Genomic DNA, 17181 nt, shown 5'->3' with positions numbered 1-17181 from the left:
CCTATGCCCGTTCGACCTTGACCATGAACGACTTGAACTCGGGCGTCTGGGTGTTGCCGTCGCCCACGAATGGCGTCAGCGTATTGACCAGGAAACCCGGCTTGGTCAGCCCGGTGAAGCCCCAGTGCAGCGGTATGCCCACCATGTGCACGGTCTTGCCGTCGATCCTGAACGGCTTGATCCGCTTGGTCACCAGCGCCACGGCGCGGATGTAGCCGCGCGTGGACGTCACCTTGACGCGGTCGCCGGCCTTGACGCCCACCTCCTTCGCCAGTTCCTCGCCGATCTCGACGAACTGTTCCGGCTGCAGGATGGCGTTGATGCGCGCGTGCTTGGTCCAGTAGTGGAAGTGCTCGGTCAGGCGGTACGTGGTGGCGATGACCGGATAGGCGTCGGGCTTGCCGAACTGCGACCAGTCGTCCTTGAAGACACGCGCCGCCGGGTTGCTGATGACCTTCGAGTCCTTGCCGTTGAGCGGGTTGTAGCCCAGCGGGTTCTCGAACGGCTCGTAGTGCTCTGGGAACGGCCCCTCCACCATGTTCTGCCGCGCAAAAAACCGCGCCACGCCTTCGGCTTGCATGATGAACGGGCCCATGCCGTTGGCCGGGTCTTCGTCGAGCTTGAAGTCGGGCGTGTCGAAGCCGGTCCAGCTCTTGCCGTTCCAGGCAACCAGCTTGCGGGCCGGATTGAACGGCTTGCCGCTCACGTCGCACGACGCGCGGTTGTACAGCACGCGGCGGTTGGCCGGCCAGGCCCACGACCAGTTCAGGTGCTGGCCGATACCGGTGGGGTCGCTGTTGTCGCGCTTTGCCATCTGGTTGCCGGCCTGCGTCCACGACCCGCAATAGATCCAGCAGCCGCTCATGGTGCTGCCGTCGGCCTGCAGTTCGCCAAAGCTGTTCAGCTGCTCGCCGGCCTTGCGCACCACCTTGGTCGGGTCCTTCGGGTCCATCAGGTCGGTCAGCGCCTTGCCCGAGTACTCCTTGGCAAGCTCTTCGGGCGATGGCGAATGCGGCACGGCATAGGGCCACCACAGGTTGACGATCGGATCGGGATACTTGCCGCCGTCTTTCTGGTACATGGCGCGGATGCGCAGCCACAGGGCCGACATGATCTCGATGTCGCTGCGCGCCTCGCCCGGCGGATCGGCGCCCTGCCAGTGCCATTGCAGCCAGCGCGACGAATTGACCAGCGCGCCGTTTTCCTCGGCAAAGCAGGTGGTGGGCAGGCGGAACACCTCGGTCTGGATCGACTTCGAATCGACGTTGTTCGACTCGCCCACGTTGCGCCAGAACTCCGAGGTCTCGGTAGCCAGCGGGTCCATCACCACCATGAACTTGAGCTGGCTCAGGCCCTTGAGCAGCTTGGCCTTGTTGGGCGCCGCCGCCAGCGGGTTGAAGCCCTGCAGGATGTAGCCGTTGATACGCCCGGCGTTCATCATCTCGAACACCTGCAGCATGTCGTACGGCTTGTCGAGCTTGGGCAGGTAGTCGAATGCCCAGTTGTTGTCCTTGGTGGCGGCTGGTCCCCACCAGGCCTTCATCAGGCTCACGTGGAACTTGCCGTAGTTCTGCCAGTAGCTCAGCTGGTTGGGCCGCAGCGGCTTGAACGAGCGGGCCTCGATGTACTTGTCGTAGTCCACCTCGGGGTCGGATGGCAGCGTCAGGTAGCCCGGCAGCAGGTTCGTCATCAGGCCCAGGTCGGTCAGGCCCTGGATGTTCGAGTGCCCGCGCAGCGCGTTCATGCCGCCGCCGGCGATGCCGATATTGCCCAGCAGCAGCTGCACCATGGCCCCGGTGCGGATCATCTGCGAGCCGATCGAGTGCTGCGTCCAGCCCAGTGCGTACATGATCGTCATGGCGCGGTCGGGCGTGGCCGTCGAGGCCATCATCTCGCAGACCTTCAGGAACCTGTCCTGGGGCGTGCCGCAGACGCGCTCCACCATCTCGGGCGTATAGCGCGCGTAGTGGGCCTTCAGCAGGTTGTAGACGCAGCGCGGGTGGGCCAGCGTGGGGTCGGTCTTCACGAAGCCGTCGGCGCCCATCTCCCAGTCCCAGGTCTCCTTGAGGTAGTGGCGCTTCTCGGCGTCATAGCCCGAGAAGATGCCGTCCTTGAACTGGTAGTCCTCGCGGACGATGAACGACATGTCCGTGTAGTTCTTCACGTACTCGTGCTGGATCTTGTCGTTCTCCAGCAGCCAGCGGATCACGCCGCCCAGGAACACGATATCCGTGCCCGTGCGGATCTGCACGTAGTAGTCCGCCACCGATGCCGAGCGCGTGAAGCGCGGGTCCACCACGATCAGCCGCGCCTTGTTGTGCGCCTTGGCCTCGGTGACCCACTTGAATCCGCACGGGTGTGCCTCGGCGGCATTGCCGCCCATGATCAGGACAACGTCCGCGTTCTTGATGTCGACCCAATGGTTCGTCATCGCTCCACGGCCAAACGTCGGGGCAAGACCTGCCACCGTCGGGCCGTGTCAGACACGCGCCTGGTTGTCGAATCCCAGCATGCCAAGACTGCGGACAGTCTTGTGCGTGATATAGCCCACCTCGTTGCTGCTCGCTGACGCGGCCAGCATCGCGGTACTGAGCCAGCGGTTGACCGTGGCGCCCTGCTCGTTCTTCTCGATGAAGTTGGCGTCGCGATCCTGCTTCATCAGCCTGGCGATGCGGTCCAGCGCGTCGTCCCACGTCATGCGCTGCCACTTGTCCGAGCCCGGCGCGCGGTACTCGGGGTACTGCAGGCGGTTGGGGCTGTGGATGAAGTCGATCAGGCTGGCGCCCTTGGGGCACAGCGTGCCGCGATTCACCGGGTGATCGGGGTCGCCTTCGATATGGATGATGCTGGCCTTTGCGTTCTTGGCGTTGTCGCCAAGGCTGTACATCAGCAGGCCACACGCCACCGAGCAGTAGGGACATGTATTGCGGGTCTCGGTGGTGCGCGCCAGCTTGTAGGCCCGCACCTCCGCCAGCGCCACGTCGGGCGTGAACCCGATCAGCGCCAGGCTCGATCCCGCCAGCGACGCTCCCGTGAACTTCAGGAACTGTCGGCGGTTCATCGTAACCATGGGTACACCTCCTGAGACCGGACCGCCGTCCGGTCATGCATGGACTTTCTGCGAGGACAAGGACGAGTATAGGCAGTAGTGGCGTTTTCGCTATGTGCGGTGCGGCTTTGTGGTGGGGGAGGCTGCCAGTTTCCCCAGATGGGGCGCGGGAAGCCGGATTCACGACGGCATCGGCTGCCAACGGGCGTTTGAAGCGGGGAAGGGGGAGGTTCGCCGGCCGGAGGACCGGTATACGGCATGAAGGGGATGGTCAAGTACTGGTGCGCTGCACAACTTCCGGTCGGCCGCGCCCGGGGGCGGATCGCGCCCGTTGCCGCAGCTGGCGGTTTCAGGACTGGCTGCAGGACTCAGGCCTTCAGGCCTCAGGAAGTCAGGGCTGCCAGTCCCCGAGCCAGGTTGTCCCGGGCTGCGGCTTCCCACCGGGCGCCAACGTCCGAGTGGTAGAGCCGGGGCCGCGTCAGAAACGACGCGTAGACGGCCGCCCGGCCCTTGCGCCATGCCGCTTCGGGGTCTTCGGACTTCGCCAGCAACGGCGCGTATTCGGATCGCACTGCCGCCGCGTGACGGTCGAATGCGGCCGTATCGACCGACAGCCGATACAGGTCCAGGTCCAGCACGATCGTTGCCGCTTGCGTCGATGGCGCGTGATCGACGGTGTCGAGAATGATCGACGCCGCGTCGTCGGCCAACTGTCGGCCCCTATTGTCGTCCAGCCAGCCCGCCCGGAACATGTGGTCGCGCATCAGCAGGGCCGACGCCTTTTCATTCATGCCCTTGTCCAGTCCTGGCACGTAGACGGCATCGTGCCAAAACACGGCCAGCTGCTGGGACGGGGACAATACGACCCCTTGCGCATCGGCTACCGCGAGCATTTCCTCGATATGCGCCCAGTCGTGATAGTGCCGATGCGGCTGCGCGTAGTGCGGGCGGGCGGCATCCCGGGCGTGGTCCAGCAGGGTAGGGCGGCTCGTCATGCGGGCTTTCCTTCGGTATTCAACGTGAGGGTCCGACGATACAGGTTTCGGCCAAGGCCGGTGCAGGCACCGCAGGTTCGGCCCAGGCCAGTCCGGCCGGGTCATCGACGGGGGCGTTGCGCATCTGCAACCGGGCCCATTGCCGCCTTGCCCACCCCGTATCCGGCAAGCAGCAGCGATTCTGACATTTCAGCCGGTACTGCCGCATAGGCGCGCCCGTTGCGGGTCGATGTATTTGTTGTGTATCCACTCTGTATGACAGATATTACAAATTTGTCATGTGTCAATGCCCCCGTGGGGGGTTATCCGGCATTGGGCGCGTCATACACACTCCACGCCGCCTGGCAATGAGTCAAAAGCCGTGCCAGTTCTGCGCGTGTCGGTAGCGGGGCCAGGGGTCGGATTCCCGGGCACGCGCAATGCAAAAACCAACCATAGAAGAGACAACAGGGATGAAATCGAGGCTTCTTTTGACGGGTCTGGCCGCTGTCGCGCTGACGGCATGCGGTGGTGGTGGTGGTGGTGGCGACAATGCGGCTACGCCGAGTGCAACACCCCAGGCGATCAACGCAAACATCAGCGGCACCGCTGCGGTAGGTGCCGCGCTGCCGCTGGTCAAGGTGACGGCTACCTGTGCCCAGGGCTCCGGCAGCGCCACCACGGCCGCGGACGGCACCTTCAAGATTGCCATCCCCAACGCCATCCGGCCGTGCGTGCTGTCGACCGTGGCACCGGACGGCGTGACGCTGCACTCGCTGGTGACGGCCGGCAATGCGCCCGATATCGTGGCCAATATCACGCCGCTGACCGAGCTGATTGCGGCCGCGCTGGCCCAGGGCAGCACCGCCCAGTTCGCCACGTTCGACGCGGCTTCCCAGGCGCGCCTGACCGAGGCCAACCTGGCGACGGCGCTGGCCCTCGTCAAGCAGCTGCTTGGCGGCAGCATCGATCTGGGCAGCTTCAATCCGATCAGGGATCCGCTGGTTGCCGCAACCAGCGGCCAGGCCGGCAACGCACTTGACCAGCTGCTGGACCAGCTGGCGGCCCGTCTGGCTGCGGCCCGCACCTCGGTTGGCGACCTGTCCGGCGCCGTGGGGAAAAACGAAGGCGTGGCAGCCAGGCTGCAGCCGGGCACCGAAGCCTGCAACGTCATGAAGACCGCCAGCGAGTTTTTCGTGGCCGGCCAGGGTGGCTTCAGCCGCGTGCGCTATGACACGGCCACGGCGCAGCTGAGCACGCTGGACAGCCAGGGCAATGTCACGGCCAGGTCGCCGTTCATGCCCTACCAGGGCGAGGCTTGCCGCTACATTGCCACCGGCAACGGTGTGGTCAATGACGTGATGGTGTCGCGTTCGGGCCTGGCGCTGGTGCGCAACCTGTCCACGTGGAAGCTGCCGGCGTTGATGGTGCCGGCGCAGCAGCTGCCGATGTCGGATCTGGCCGGTGACTGGAACGCCGTGGGCTACGAGCGCGCCGCGCCGGGCCAGGCCTTCTACCCGAGCCGCAGCACGTTCACGATCAACGCGTCCGGGCAATTCACCGCAGGTGCCGACTGCGCGGGCACGAACACGATCTGCTCGACCTGGCCGCAAGGCAAGGTGCCGACGCTGACCCAGAACCCGCATGGCGACTACACGCTGACGAACGCGAATGGCTCGTCCGCCGTGGCTGCCTTCAAGGACATCGATGGTGTCGTGGTGGCCGTCGTATCCAACGAAAACAGCCTGACCATCGCCACCAAGCAGGTGCAGCGTGATCTGCCGACGGTGGGTAGCGTCAATTCGTACTGGGACGTGGTGGTTTTCCAGAACCTGAGCGCCACGATGTCCGAGGAAACGACGCAGATCCAGAGCGTGGATACTACGGCGAGCACCTATACGCGCCGGCGACTCAGCGATAGCCGCGTTGACACCTGGGCGCAAAATTCGCCGAGCAATGGCCTGCGCTATCGTGCGGGCGACGCTTCGTCCCGCAAGGGCATCGCGCTGACGCTCGGTACGACCGGCGTGGGTGCGATGATCAGCCTCGACAGCAATTCGCTGTTCTACGACATCTCCGTGAACCGCCCGCAGTAACGACGGCCGGGCGGCATCCAGCCGCCCCGTCTCATCGACATGAAAAAAACCCGCCTCGGCGGGTTTTTTCCTTTCGGGGGGCGCTGTTCGGCGTTGTCAGGCCTTCCCGGCCGGCGCCACGCTGGCGCCCTCGATGCCGTGCCGTTGCAGCGCCTGGGCCACGAAGCCCGATGCCTTCATCTCTTCGATGAACCCGCTCAGCCAGGCCTGCGCCGCCGTGCGGCCCTTGGGCACGCCCATGGCCTGTTCGATCACCATGAAGCGGCCCGGCAGCAGCCGCACGCCGCGCACACGCTTCGCATCGGCTTCGAGCTGCTGGCGCACGCCCGCCGCCACGTCCAGGCGCTGTGCCAGGAACATGTCGGTCACGGCTGGCGATGTGGGTGCACGCACCGGAGTGGCCTGCTTCAGCGCGCGGGTCAGGTACAGGTCATAGGCACTGCCCTTGCCCACCACCACGCGGGTGCCGGGGCGGTCCACTTCGTCGTTGCGCTGCAGGGTGGAATCGTTGCGGACCAGGTATGCGCCTTCGATGATCACGTACGGCGGTGTGGAATCGATATCGGCGCCGCGCACGGGGTCGATTGCCACGAAAGCCAGGTCGACTTGCCGCGACTTCACGGCCTCCACCACGCTGCCGGCGGACTGGAACGCGATCAGGTCCGGTGTCAGGCCCAGCCGGCGTGCAGCTTCGCGCGCCAGGTCGACCGACACGCCCTGCAGGTCGCCGCTGGCGGCCCGGCTGGCAAGGATCGGATTGCCGAGGTTGATGGCAACGCGCATCCTGCCCGTGCCGGCCAGTTGTGCGCGGGCATCGGCGTCCGTATTGGCCGGGGACGACGCCCGTCCGGCGCAGCCGGCCAGTGCCAGCATGGCTGTGGCAGGCAGGCCGATGCAGAGTGCACGCCGCCCGGGATTCAATGGCGCGCGCCCCATCAGAAGTCCACCTTCTGGCCCGGCTCCGGCACGATCACCGCCGTGGTGGCCGATGTACCGAGCGCCGTCTTCAGTTCCGCTGGCGTGCCGCGCAGCATCGGGCTGGTGCCGTAGTGCATCGGGATGGCGTATTTCGGCCGGATGAAGTCGCGCAGCGCAATGGCGGCGTCCTGGGGGCCCATCGTGAAGTGGCCGCCGATCGGGATCAGCACCAGGTCGGGCTTGTAGCGGTCTGCCACCATCATCATGTCGCCGTACAGCCCGGTATCGCCCATGTGCCAGATCTTGAAGCCGTTCTCCATCTCGATGATGTAGCCCACGGGCTCGCCGCCGTAGTGCGTTTCATCCTTGCCGGTGGCGGGGTTCTTCCAGACCAGTTCCGACGAATGCTCGGCGTGCACGGCCGTGATCTTCGGGCCGTTGTCACCCAGCGGCGCAATGGTGCCGCTCTTGCCGAAGCGCAGGGCCTGGGTGGCCGGCAACTGCCCCAGCGTGATCAGCTGCTGGCTCAGGCCGCCGGCGTTCCACAGCGGTGCCTTGTTGAGTTTCGCCAGTTCGACGGCATCGCCCAGGTGGTCGCCATGCGCGTGCGTGACCAGGATCAGGTCCACCTTGCCCAGTGCGGACAGCTGCTTGTAGGCGGGCGGGGTCTTGGGGTTGCCGGTCAGCCATGGGTCGACGACGATGACCTTGCCGCCGGGCGTGGTGATGCGCATGGCGGCCTGGCCAAGCCAGAGCACTTCGGTCTTGCCCGCGGCCACCGGCGCGGTGGCGGCAGCCGGGGCAGCCGGCTGGGCTGGTACGGGCGGGTTCGAAACGCTGCTGGCGCAGGCGGTGAGCAGCCCGATGGCGCTGGTCAGCAACAGGTGCCGCGCGCAGGTTTGCAGGCGCGGAAGCCCCGGAAGGCGTGTGATCATGGTCGTCTCTGGTTGAAGTTGTCTCGACATTGCCAAAACCGCACCGCATCAGGGGGTATTCGCGCAGGCACTGAGGCGTTGCGAGGTGGAGTATTTGCAAGCGCCGATACGCTGTCAACCGGCGTTTCCCGCAGAGGCCGGTGGGGAAGCCGCAGGAAGTTGTAACGCCAAATTCAAGAAACGGCGATCTGTGCGCGCAGGCAGGCCGTCCGGCGGGTAGCGATGTCTCCCCGCGCTTACATCTGCTCACGACGGCGTAACCCACTGTAATGATCGGGCGTTCATCATGCATTCCGTAGAGAGGGCCATTGGTTGGCCTGACTGAAGGAGTCAAAGATGCGCAAGTCGATTCGTTACACCGGTATCGCTGTCCTGAGTGCCGCCATGCTGGTCGCCGGGACCGCCTCGGCCCACGACCGCTACTACCGTGGCGGTGGCGGATCCTCGGCAGGTGCCGCCATTGCGGTGGCTGCCGTGGCAGGGTTGGCCCTGGGCGCGCTGGTGGCCAGCAGCCAGCCGGCCTACGTTGCACCGGCGCCGGTCTACGCGCCGCCGCAGCCGGTGGCTTACGCCGCGCCGGCCGTGCCGCCGGGCTACTGCTATAGCAACTACCAGGGCGGCTATGTGCCGTGCGGCCGCCCGGCCCCGGTGCAGTACGCCCCGCCGCAGCAGTACTACGGCTATTGATGCAGGCAGTACAGGCAGTGCGGGCCGGTGCCATGCCGGCCCGGGCCTGACCACGGGGGACGCCGGGCGTCCCCGTATTGAGGGATATCCGCGGCGCGGCCTAGAATGGCCGCTTCCGCCGCCACCGGTGCGGCGTGTCCCCCGGAAACCCCGTCATGAAGCTCCATCAGCTGCGCGCGCTGGCCGCCGTCTCGGAAACCGGCAGCATCCAGGAGGCCTCGCGCCAGCTGCATGTCACCCAGCCGGCGTTGAGCAAGGCCATCAAGGAACTGGAAACCAGCGTCGGCGCCACGCTGTTCGTGCGCACCAGCAAGGGTGTGCAATTGACCCCCCATGGCCAGCGGCTGGTCACCCACGCGCGGTTGATCAGCGAAAACGTGCGCCGCGCGCGCCAGGACCTGGAAGACATGAAGGGTACGGTGGTCAGCGACATCGTGGTGGGCGTCACGCCCGTCAGCGCGCTGCTGAGATCCGTGGGCACCTGCCTGACCGCCTTTCGTGCCGATTTTCCGCATGCCCGGCTGCGCATCCTCGAAATGCGGCCCGCCCAGCTTCTGGAGCAGGTGCGCGAAGGCACGCTGGACTTTGCGCTGACGTCGCAATCGCTGCCCGGGGACGGTGCGCTCGATTGCACGCAGGCGTGCCGCGTGCCCACCCTGATCGCCGGCCGCAAGGGCCATCCGCTGCGCGGTGCTGCCTCGCTTGCCGAACTGGTCCAGGCCGACTGGATGGTGCTGGACCCGCTTTCCGACCCCCACACGCCGTTCCACCAGCTGTTCGCCGCCAACGGGCTGGCGCTTCCCGCACGCGTGGTGGAGTGCAACTCGATGACGCTGGCGCTGGAAATGAGCCGCCTTGGCGATGCGTTGCTGCTGCTTTCCGAAGAATCGCGCCGCAGCCGCTTCCTGGTGCAGACCATGGATTTCATCGGGATCGCCGAGCCGGTGCCGGATCGCACCATCTCGCTGGTCACGCGCGACCGCCATACGCTGACCCTGGCCGCGTCGCGCCTGCACGATGCGCTGCTGGCGGCGCTGCGGGAGGACTTCCCCGGCACCTGAGCGCCGGGCCTGGTGATTACCAACGTTCATACCCATGAAAAAAAGCGGCGTGCTTTGCGGGTAGGCCCCTCCTAAGATCGTCCGGACAGCACAACCCGAACAAAAGGGCGGCATATCGATGACCGCTCCGGACGTATCACCACGAGGAGCCTCATGAACGAAGCCAGTATGCCGCTGCGCAGCGATGCCGCAGTGGACGTTGTCATGCCTGCAGGCGCGCAGGGGGCCTCTGCTGGCCCTGCCGCCCGGCACCGGGCCGTGATTGCCGCCGCCATCGGCAATGGCCTGGAAATCTACGATTTCACGGTCTACAGCTTTTTTGCCGCCACCATCGGGCGGCTGTTCTTTCCGGCCAGCAGTCCGCTGGCGTCGCTGCTGCTGTCGTTCGCCACGTTTGGCGCGGGCTTTGTAATGCGTCCGCTGGGCGCCGTGCTGATCGGCAGCATGGCCGACCGGCGCGGGCGCAAGGCTGCCCTGACGCTGACCATCGTACTGATGACGGCAGGCACGGCGCTGATCGCCTTTACGCCGTCGTACGCCACCATCGGCGTGGCTGCCACGGTGCTGGTGGTGCTGGGCCGCCTGCTGCAGGGGCTGTCCGCAGGCGGCGAAGTGGGCGCCGCATCGGCACTGCTGATGGAATCGGCCACCCAGGGGCGCCGCTGCTTCCTGGTGAGCTGGCAGGCCGCCACGCAAGGCGCCGCCGCGCTGCTGGGCGCGCTCACAGGCGCGGCGGTATCCGCCATGCTGAGCCCCGAGGCGCTGCAGTCGTGGGGCTGGCGCGTGCCGTTCATGATCGGGCTGCTGATCGCCCCGGTGGGCATCTATATCCGCCGCCATCTGGAAGAAACGCACACCGAGAGCCGTGCCCACGCCAGCCTGCGCGCCGTGGTGCGCGAGCATGGCCGCACGCTGCTGCTGGGCGTGTTCCTGATGACCAGCAGTACGTCGTCGATGTACATCATGGTGTTCTACATGCCGACGTACCTGGTCAACACGGTGCATATGCCGCAGGTGACGGCGTTCCTGGCCGCCTGCGTGGCCGGGCTGACGATGCTGGTGATGGCGCCGACATTCGGCCGCCTGGCCGACCGGCTGCCGCGCCGCAAGCCGCTGCTGATTGCCAACAGCATCGTGTCGCTCTGCGTGATGCTGCCCAACTTCGCGCTGCTGTCGTCGGGGCCGGGGCTGCCGCTGACGCTGTGCTGCATCGCGCTGTCGGTCACCATCGGTTCGGTAGGCAGCGGCGCCGGCGCCGCGATGATGATGGAGGCGTTGCCGCGCCATCACCGAGCCACCGGCATGTCGATCATGTACAGCGTTGGCGTGACGGTGTTCGGCGGGTTTGCGCCGCTGATCGTCACCTGGCTGATCGCCACCACCGGCAGCCGCATGGCGCCGGCCGGCTACCTGTTCTGTGCATCGGCCATCAGCTTCATTGCACTGCTGCTGTTTCCCAGCCATCCCGGCCGCGACTGACCTTCATCATGACGACCAATCTCCCGAACGCCGCCCGCGCGGCACTGGCCGCATCGGCCGAACGCTTTGCCGAACTGCGGCACGGCATCCATGCCCATCCGGAACTCGGTGCCGAGGTGCCACGCACCGCCGGCATCGTGGCCGGGCTGCTGCGCGAGTGGGGCTATGACGTGCATGCCGGTGTGGGCGGTCATGGCATCGTCGCGCAGCTCAAGGTGGGCGACGGCCCGCGCCGCATCGGCATCCGCGCCGATATGGACGCGCTGCCGCTGCACGAGCGCACCGGCCTGCCTTACCAGAGCCAGGTGCCGGGCCGCATGCATGCCTGCGGCCACGACGGCCACACGGCCACGCTGCTGGCCGCCGCCGAATACCTGGCCGCAACGCGGCATTTCGACGGTACGCTGAACCTGATCTTCCAGCCCGACGAGGAAGGCATGACCGGCGCGCTGGCGATGATGGAAGACGGCCTGTTCGAGCGCTTTCCGTGCGATGCCATCTATGCGTACCACAACGCGCCCGGCCTGCCGGTGGGCATGGCCGTGGTGCAGCCCGGCCCGCAGGGCGGGTCGTCCGACCGCGTGACCGTGACGTTCCGCGGCAAGGGCGGCCACGGCGCGATTCCGCACCGTGCGGCCGATCCCACGCTGGCGCTGGCACAGACCGTGGTGGCGCTGCAGGGCATCGTGTCGCGCAACGTGGCACCGGTGGACGCCGCCGTGATCAGCGTCGGGCAGATCGAGGCCGGCACCACGTACAACATCATCCCGGAAACCGCCACGCTCAAGCTCAGCGTTCGCGCCACCAGGCCCGAGGTGCGCAAGCTGCTGGAGGACCGTATCCGCGAAGTGGTGACGCACCAGGCCGCGTCATGTGGCGTGGCGGCCGAGATCGACTACCGGCACCTGGTGCCGGCCATCTGCAACACGGCGGCGGAGAGTGCCATCGCGCGTGCGGCGGTGGTGAGCGTGCTGGGCGACGACAAGGTGATACAGGTGCCGCCGTCCACGCAGATGGGCAGCGAGGACTTCGCGTGGATGCTGGAAAAGGTGCCCGGCTGCTACTTCGTGCTGGGCAATGGCACGGGCCAGTGGGTGGGCTGCTCGGTCCACAACGATGGCTACGACTTCAACGACGCACTGATTCCGCTGGGCGCGGCATGCTGGGTGGCGTTGGCGGAGGGGTATCTGAAGCGGGAGGACTGAGTCGCGCCGCTGACGCCTGCCGCCCGCTGCCTTGTGGCGATGCGTCAGGCGGTGGCTGCGGCTGTGGCGGCGGACGGCGCTGGAGTGTCATCGACTTCGATGCCCCAGTCGCCATGTTCGTACCAGTCGTCGCCAAGCAACTCGATCGGATGCTGCGTGCGGCTGGAACCATTGCCGCAGCCCATGGCATCGACCGGACAGTACTTGTCGCAGCCCCAGCAGATGCGCTCGGGATGCTTTGGATGAATCGGAAATTTCTTAGCCATATCGAATGCGCCGGCGTGCGGGGGTGAAGGGGCACGCCAACGCAATCGATAGTAGTCCGTTCGTCACGCGATTTTGGCGATATTGCTATGCGCTTTGCGCTGAATCAAACGTGAATCCACCACGTGGAATCAGGTATGCGCTGCGTCACTTCATCATCCCGGGCAGGGCGTCGGCCAGCGCATCGATGGCGAGCCTGACCTTGCGCGGCAGGTGCGGCGTCTGCAGCCACATTGCGTAGGCGTCGTACGGGTAGTCAGGCAGGTCCGGCAGCACCTTCACCAGCGTGCCGGCGCGGATGCGCTCGCGTACCAGCCACGACGGCAGCCACGCCAGCCCCAGCCCCATGGTTGCCACGTCGGCAATGGCATCGAGATCGTCGAGCCGGATGCGGTTGGAGGGCAGCACCTCGATGGGCGGCTGGCCTTCGCGCGGGAACAGTCACGGCCGGACACGTCCCGAGCGCCGATAGACGATGGCCTGATGGGTGGCCGCGTCGGCCAGGTCTTCCAGCGTCCCGGGCGTGCCGTGCTGCCGCAGGTAGCCGGGTGCCGCGCACACGATCATGGCCTGCCGGGCCACGCGCCGCGCCACCATGCCGGCGCGATCCTCGGGCGCTCCGGTGCGGATTGCCAGGTCGTAATCGTCATCGGAAAGGTCCGAGAATCGATCGTTAAACGACAGGTCCAGTTCCAGCGCGGGGTGGCGCGCGGCCAGTTTCAGCAGCACCGGCGCCACGCAGTGCCGCCCGAAATGCACGGGCATGGTCACGCGCAACCGGCCGCGCGGCTCGGTCAGATCGGCGGCCAGTGCGTCGGCGGCGTCGGCCTCGGCCAGCACCACGCGGCAGCGGTCGTAGTAGGCGCGGCCAAATTCGGTAAGCGTCTGACGTCGCGTGGTCCGCGTAATCAGCCGCACGCCTAGCCGATCCTCCAGAAAGCGTACGTGCTTGCCGACCATCGGCCCGGACATGTCCAGCGCATCGGCCGCGGCAGCAAACGACCCCAAGTCCACGGCTTTGACAAACACGGCCATGCTCGCAAGGCGATCCATTGATTGAAAACTCCGGGTTTTGACTGTCGACTGGAATCGGCCATTTATTGCCAGATTCGGTACCGGCATAGTGTATTCGTTCTCAATCATTTGGAGTGAAGCCATGTCGCGCGTTGTCCGGTTCCATCAGCACGGCGGACCTGAAGTTCTGCGGATCGAGGCAGTTGAAGTGGCGCTACCGGGCCCCGGCGAGGTGCGTATCGCGGTGAAGGCGCTGGGCCTGAACCGGGCCGAGGCATTGTTGCGCGCCGGCACCTATATCGAATCGCCCGAGACGTTCCCGGCGGGGCTGGGACTGGAAGCGGCGGGCGTGGTCGATGCGGTGGGCGAAGGCGTGGCAGGCATCGCGCCTGGCGACGCGGTCAGCGTCCTGCCGCCGACGTCGATGCTGCGCTGGCCGGCCTATGGCGAACAGGTGACGTTTCCGGCGGCGCTGGTGGTCAGGCATCCGTCGGCACTGTCCTGGGAGGAGGCCGCTGCCATATGGATGCCGTACCTGACCGCCTATGGCGCGCTGGTCGATATCGCCAGGCTGTCGAAGGGCGACCACGTGGTCATCACGGCCGCGTCGAGCAGCGTGGGGCTGGCTGCGATCCAGATTGCGCGGCGGGTGGGCGCCGTCCCCATTGCCGTGACCCGCACGGGGACCAAGCGCGATGCGTTGCAGGCCCACGGAGCCGCCCATGTGGTGGCCACTGCCGAGGAAGACCTGGCCGCGCGGCTGCACGCCATCACCAGGGGGCAGGGTGTACGCGTGGTGCTGGACCCCATCGGCGGCCCGATCTTTGCGCCGCTGACCGACTCGATGTCGCACGGCGGCATCCTGATCGAGTATGGCGGCCTGAGCCCAGAGCCCACGCCGTTTCCGCTGTTCGCGGTGCTGGCCCGATCGCTGACGCTGCGTGGCTACCTGGTGCATGAACTGTTGAACGATCCGGTGCGGCTCGACGCGGCCCGCCGCTTTATCGTCGATGGACTGACGGCCGGCGCGCTGCGGCCGGTGATCGCCAGGACGTTCGATTTCGACCAGATCGTCGACGCGCATCGCTACATGGAATCGGGCGAGCAGTTCGGCAAGATCGTGGTGCGGGTGCCGGGTACCGGCGCCGCTGAAGTCGGCCACTCAGGCACGGGGCGCTGCGCGAGCAATGCTCACAACCGTAAGTAGCCACTGCCCACCGGCCGTGCCTTGCCCCCCGGTCAGGCAGTCGAGCGCTTCAGCCGCATGGACACGGCAAAACTGTCGGCCGGATGCACGGTCACCGACACCTCGAAGGTCTGGCCTGCATCGTCGATATAGCGCCGCACGATCTTGAGCACCGATGCACCGGGTGCGATATCCAGCGCGGTGCTGATGCGCGTGTCGGTCAGCGTGGAGGCGCGCACTTCCTGTTCGATCTCCGCGATCTGTTTGCCGTGCCGGGTCTCCAGCAGCGAGCTGACCAGTTCGCCGGGGAACTGGTACACGGCTTCGGCGATGTCGGTGTAGACGGGGTCGATATAGATATCGGTCCAGGCGATGGGCGTGGTGCTGGCGGCGTCGCGCATGCGCACGCTGGACACGCGCAGGCGCCGGGTGCCTTCCTCGCAGCCGATGTCCCTGGCGGCATCGCCGCTCACGGCCACGGTTTCCACTGACTGCACCACGCGCCGGTGTTCCTCGCTGAACTGCATCAGGTCGTCCACCGACGCCAGCGTGGGCCGGAACGCGGCGCGTGGCCGCGACGCCTCCACGCGCGTGCCCACATTCTTGCGGCGCGACACCAGTCCCAGATCCTGTAGTTCCTGCAGCACCGCGCGAATGGTGTAGCGGCTGGCCTGGAACTGCTCGCACAGCTCGAATTCGGTCGGCAGCAGCCCACCCACCGGGTAGTGGCCCGACGTGATGCCATCCAGCAACTGGCGGGTGATTTCAGCGGAATTGGTTCTGCTCATACATGCCTGATGCATCGCGATTTGCGGCGGCGCATAAATGCGGACGCGGGTTAACCCTCATTTTCTTAATATGTTCGAACATATTTAATGCTAGATATGTTCGAACATATTAAGACTCTTGTCTGATCGCCACAAGGTAGCACCATGACCCCGATTTCCATCCCCGCCGCCAGTACCGTTGTCGATTCCGCGCTGTTCCGCGATGCCTTCGGCACGAAGAAAATGCGGCAGATCTTCTCTGACGGTGCGCTGGTCCAGCGCTATATCGACGTCGAAGTGGCGCTGGCCCGCGCCGAGGCCCGCGTGGGCGTGATCCCGGCCGACGCCGCCGAGGTCATCGCCCGCGAGTCCAGCATCGACCGCATCGACTTCGACCACATGCGCGAGGAGACCGACATTGTCGGCTATCCGATCCTGCCGCTGGTACACCAGCTCGTGAAAATGTGCGGCGAAGCCGGCCGCTATGTGCACTGGGGCGCCACCACGCAGGACATCATGGACACGGCCGTGGCGCTGCAGGTGCGCGATGCGCTGGACAGCATCGACGCCGATATCCGCGAACTGCGCGCCATCCTGGCCGACCTCAGCATCAAACACCGCGACACCCCGATGGCCGGCCGCACCCATCTGCAGCAGGCGCTGCCGGTGACGTTCGGCTACAAGACTGCAATCTGGCTGGCGATGTTCGACCGCCACCAGCAGCGCATTGCCGAACTGCGCCCGCGCGTGGCCGTGGTGGAGTTTGCCGGTGCCGCCGGCACGCTGGCTTCGCTGGGCGACAAGGGCTTCGAAGTGCAGCAGGCGCTGGCGCAGGAGCTGGGCCTGGGCGTGCCGGCCACCACCTGGCATGTGGCTCGCGACGGCTTTGCCGAGGCGGTCAACCTGCTGGCCCTGGTCACCGGTTCGCTGGGCAAGATCGCGCTCGACATCATGATCATGGCGTCGACCGAGTTTGCCGAGGTCTACGAGCCGTTCGTGAAAGGCCGCGGTGCCAGCAGCACCATGCCGCAGAAGCGCAACCCGATTTCGAGCGAACTGATGCTGGCCGCGTCGAAGGCCGTGCGCCAGCACGCCGGGTTGATGGTGGACGCCATGGTGCAGGATTTCGAGCGTGCCACTGGCCCGTGGCATGCGGAATGGATCGCCATTCCCGAGAGCTTCATCCTGACGTCGGGCGCGCTGCACCAGGCCAGGTTCGCACTGGGCGGCCTGATCGTCGACACCGGCCGCATGCAGCACAACCTGGGCATCTCGAAGGGCCTGATCGTGGCCGAAGCCGTAATGATGCGCATGGCGCCGCATATCGGCCGGCAGCAGGCGCACGATGTGGTCTACGACGCCTGCCGCACCGTCAACGAAGCCGGCGGCACGCTGGCCGAAGCGCTGCTGGCGCTGCCCGAAGTCACCCGCCATTTCGACCGCGCCGCCGTCGAGCAGATGGTGGACCCGGCCAACTACCTGGGCCTGGCGCCGCAGATGGTTGACCGCGCGATTGCCCTGTCCAAAGAGGTTGCCTGAGGCCGAA

At 66.4% G+C, this 17181-nt stretch carries 13 protein-coding genes and 1 pseudogene; 7 read left to right on the top strand and 7 right to left on the bottom strand.

Annotated features, from left to right (window positions below; all coding sequences use genetic code 11):
- Window position 1: 1 nt before the first annotated feature.
- Together fdnG and ACOABP_RS23580 are read right to left on the bottom strand one after the other, a co-directional pair.
- The gene (gene fdnG / locus ACOABP_RS23585; RefSeq protein ID WP_474228057.1) at window positions 2-3070 is read right to left on the bottom strand and encodes a formate dehydrogenase-N subunit alpha; all 3069 of its coding nucleotides are present in this window, start codon (window positions 3068-3070) and stop codon (window positions 2-4) included.
- 362 nt (window positions 3071-3432) lie between these two features.
- Window positions 3433-4044 carry an HD domain-containing protein gene (locus ACOABP_RS23580; protein WP_474228056.1) on the bottom strand — a complete coding sequence of 204 codons (612 nt, stop codon included), beginning with the start codon at window positions 4042-4044 and terminating at the stop codon, window positions 3433-3435.
- Window positions 4045-4496: 452 nt separating this feature from the next.
- Here ACOABP_RS23580 and ACOABP_RS23575 point away from each other — a divergent pair, with 452 nt between their 5' ends.
- Window positions 4497-6119, top strand: a complete 1623-nt coding sequence (locus ACOABP_RS23575; protein ID WP_474228055.1) for a hypothetical protein — start codon at window positions 4497-4499, stop codon at window positions 6117-6119.
- A 96-nt stretch (window positions 6120-6215) separates the two neighbouring features.
- On the opposite strand, the gene ACOABP_RS23570 is transcribed toward ACOABP_RS23575, so the two are convergent.
- Together ACOABP_RS23570 and ACOABP_RS23565 are read right to left on the bottom strand one after the other, a co-directional pair.
- Complete coding sequence (locus tag ACOABP_RS23570; protein WP_474230523.1) at window positions 6216-6902, bottom strand: ABC transporter substrate-binding protein; 687 nt, start codon at window positions 6900-6902, stop codon at window positions 6216-6218.
- A gap of 152 nt (window positions 6903-7054) precedes the next feature.
- Window positions 7055-7972 (bottom strand): metal-dependent hydrolase, encoded by a 918-nt coding sequence (locus tag ACOABP_RS23565; RefSeq protein WP_474228054.1) that lies wholly within the window; start codon window positions 7970-7972, stop codon window positions 7055-7057.
- Window positions 7973-8308: 336 nt separating this feature from the next.
- On the opposite strand from ACOABP_RS23565, the gene ACOABP_RS23560 reads away from it, so the two are divergent.
- The 4 genes from ACOABP_RS23560 to ACOABP_RS23545 all read left to right on the top strand — a co-directional run bounded on the left by ACOABP_RS23560 (window position 8309) and on the right by ACOABP_RS23545 (window position 12404).
- Window positions 8309-8659: a mechanosensitive ion channel protein MscS gene (locus tag ACOABP_RS23560; protein ID WP_474228053.1), complete on the top strand. Its 351-nt coding sequence runs from the start codon at window positions 8309-8311 to the stop codon at window positions 8657-8659.
- A 155-nt stretch (window positions 8660-8814) separates the two neighbouring features.
- A complete protein-coding gene (locus ACOABP_RS23555) occupies window positions 8815-9720 on the top strand; it encodes a LysR substrate-binding domain-containing protein (RefSeq protein WP_474228052.1) in 906 nt (301 codons plus the stop codon).
- A 153-nt stretch (window positions 9721-9873) separates the two neighbouring features.
- Window positions 9874-11199, top strand: a complete 1326-nt coding sequence (locus ACOABP_RS23550) for an MFS transporter (protein ID WP_474228051.1) — start codon at window positions 9874-9876, stop codon at window positions 11197-11199.
- 8 nt (window positions 11200-11207) lie between these two features.
- Window positions 11208-12404, top strand: a complete 1197-nt coding sequence (locus ACOABP_RS23545; protein ID WP_474228050.1) for a M20 aminoacylase family protein — start codon at window positions 11208-11210, stop codon at window positions 12402-12404.
- Window positions 12405-12448: 44 nt separating this feature from the next.
- Here ACOABP_RS23545 and ACOABP_RS23540 read toward each other — a convergent pair whose 3' ends face one another.
- Window positions 12449-12670 (bottom strand): DUF3079 domain-containing protein, encoded by a 222-nt coding sequence (locus ACOABP_RS23540; protein ID WP_474228049.1) that lies wholly within the window; start codon window positions 12668-12670, stop codon window positions 12449-12451.
- A 145-nt stretch (window positions 12671-12815) separates the two neighbouring features.
- Window positions 12816-13703, bottom strand: a pseudogene (locus ACOABP_RS23535) (LysR family transcriptional regulator).
- A 121-nt stretch (window positions 13704-13824) separates the two neighbouring features.
- On the opposite strand from ACOABP_RS23535, the gene ACOABP_RS23530 reads away from it, so the two are divergent.
- Window positions 13825-14889 carry a zinc-dependent alcohol dehydrogenase family protein gene (locus tag ACOABP_RS23530; protein WP_474228048.1) on the top strand — a complete coding sequence of 355 codons (1065 nt, stop codon included), beginning with the start codon at window positions 13825-13827 and terminating at the stop codon, window positions 14887-14889.
- Window positions 14890-14921: 32 nt separating this feature from the next.
- Here ACOABP_RS23530 and ACOABP_RS23525 read toward each other — a convergent pair whose 3' ends face one another.
- On the bottom strand, window positions 14922-15656 hold the full coding sequence (locus ACOABP_RS23525) for a GntR family transcriptional regulator (protein ID WP_474228047.1): 735 nt from the start codon (window positions 15654-15656) through the stop codon (window positions 14922-14924).
- A gap of 144 nt (window positions 15657-15800) precedes the next feature.
- Here ACOABP_RS23525 and pcaB point away from each other — a divergent pair, with 144 nt between their 5' ends.
- Complete coding sequence (gene pcaB, locus ACOABP_RS23520; protein WP_474228046.1) at window positions 15801-17174, top strand: 3-carboxy-cis,cis-muconate cycloisomerase; 1374 nt, start codon at window positions 15801-15803, stop codon at window positions 17172-17174.
- The last annotated feature ends 7 nt before the right edge of the window (window positions 17175-17181 follow it).

The organism is Cupriavidus sp. HE11 (genome assembly GCF_056097175.1).
This window is presented reverse-complemented; position numbering and strand designations above follow the sequence as displayed.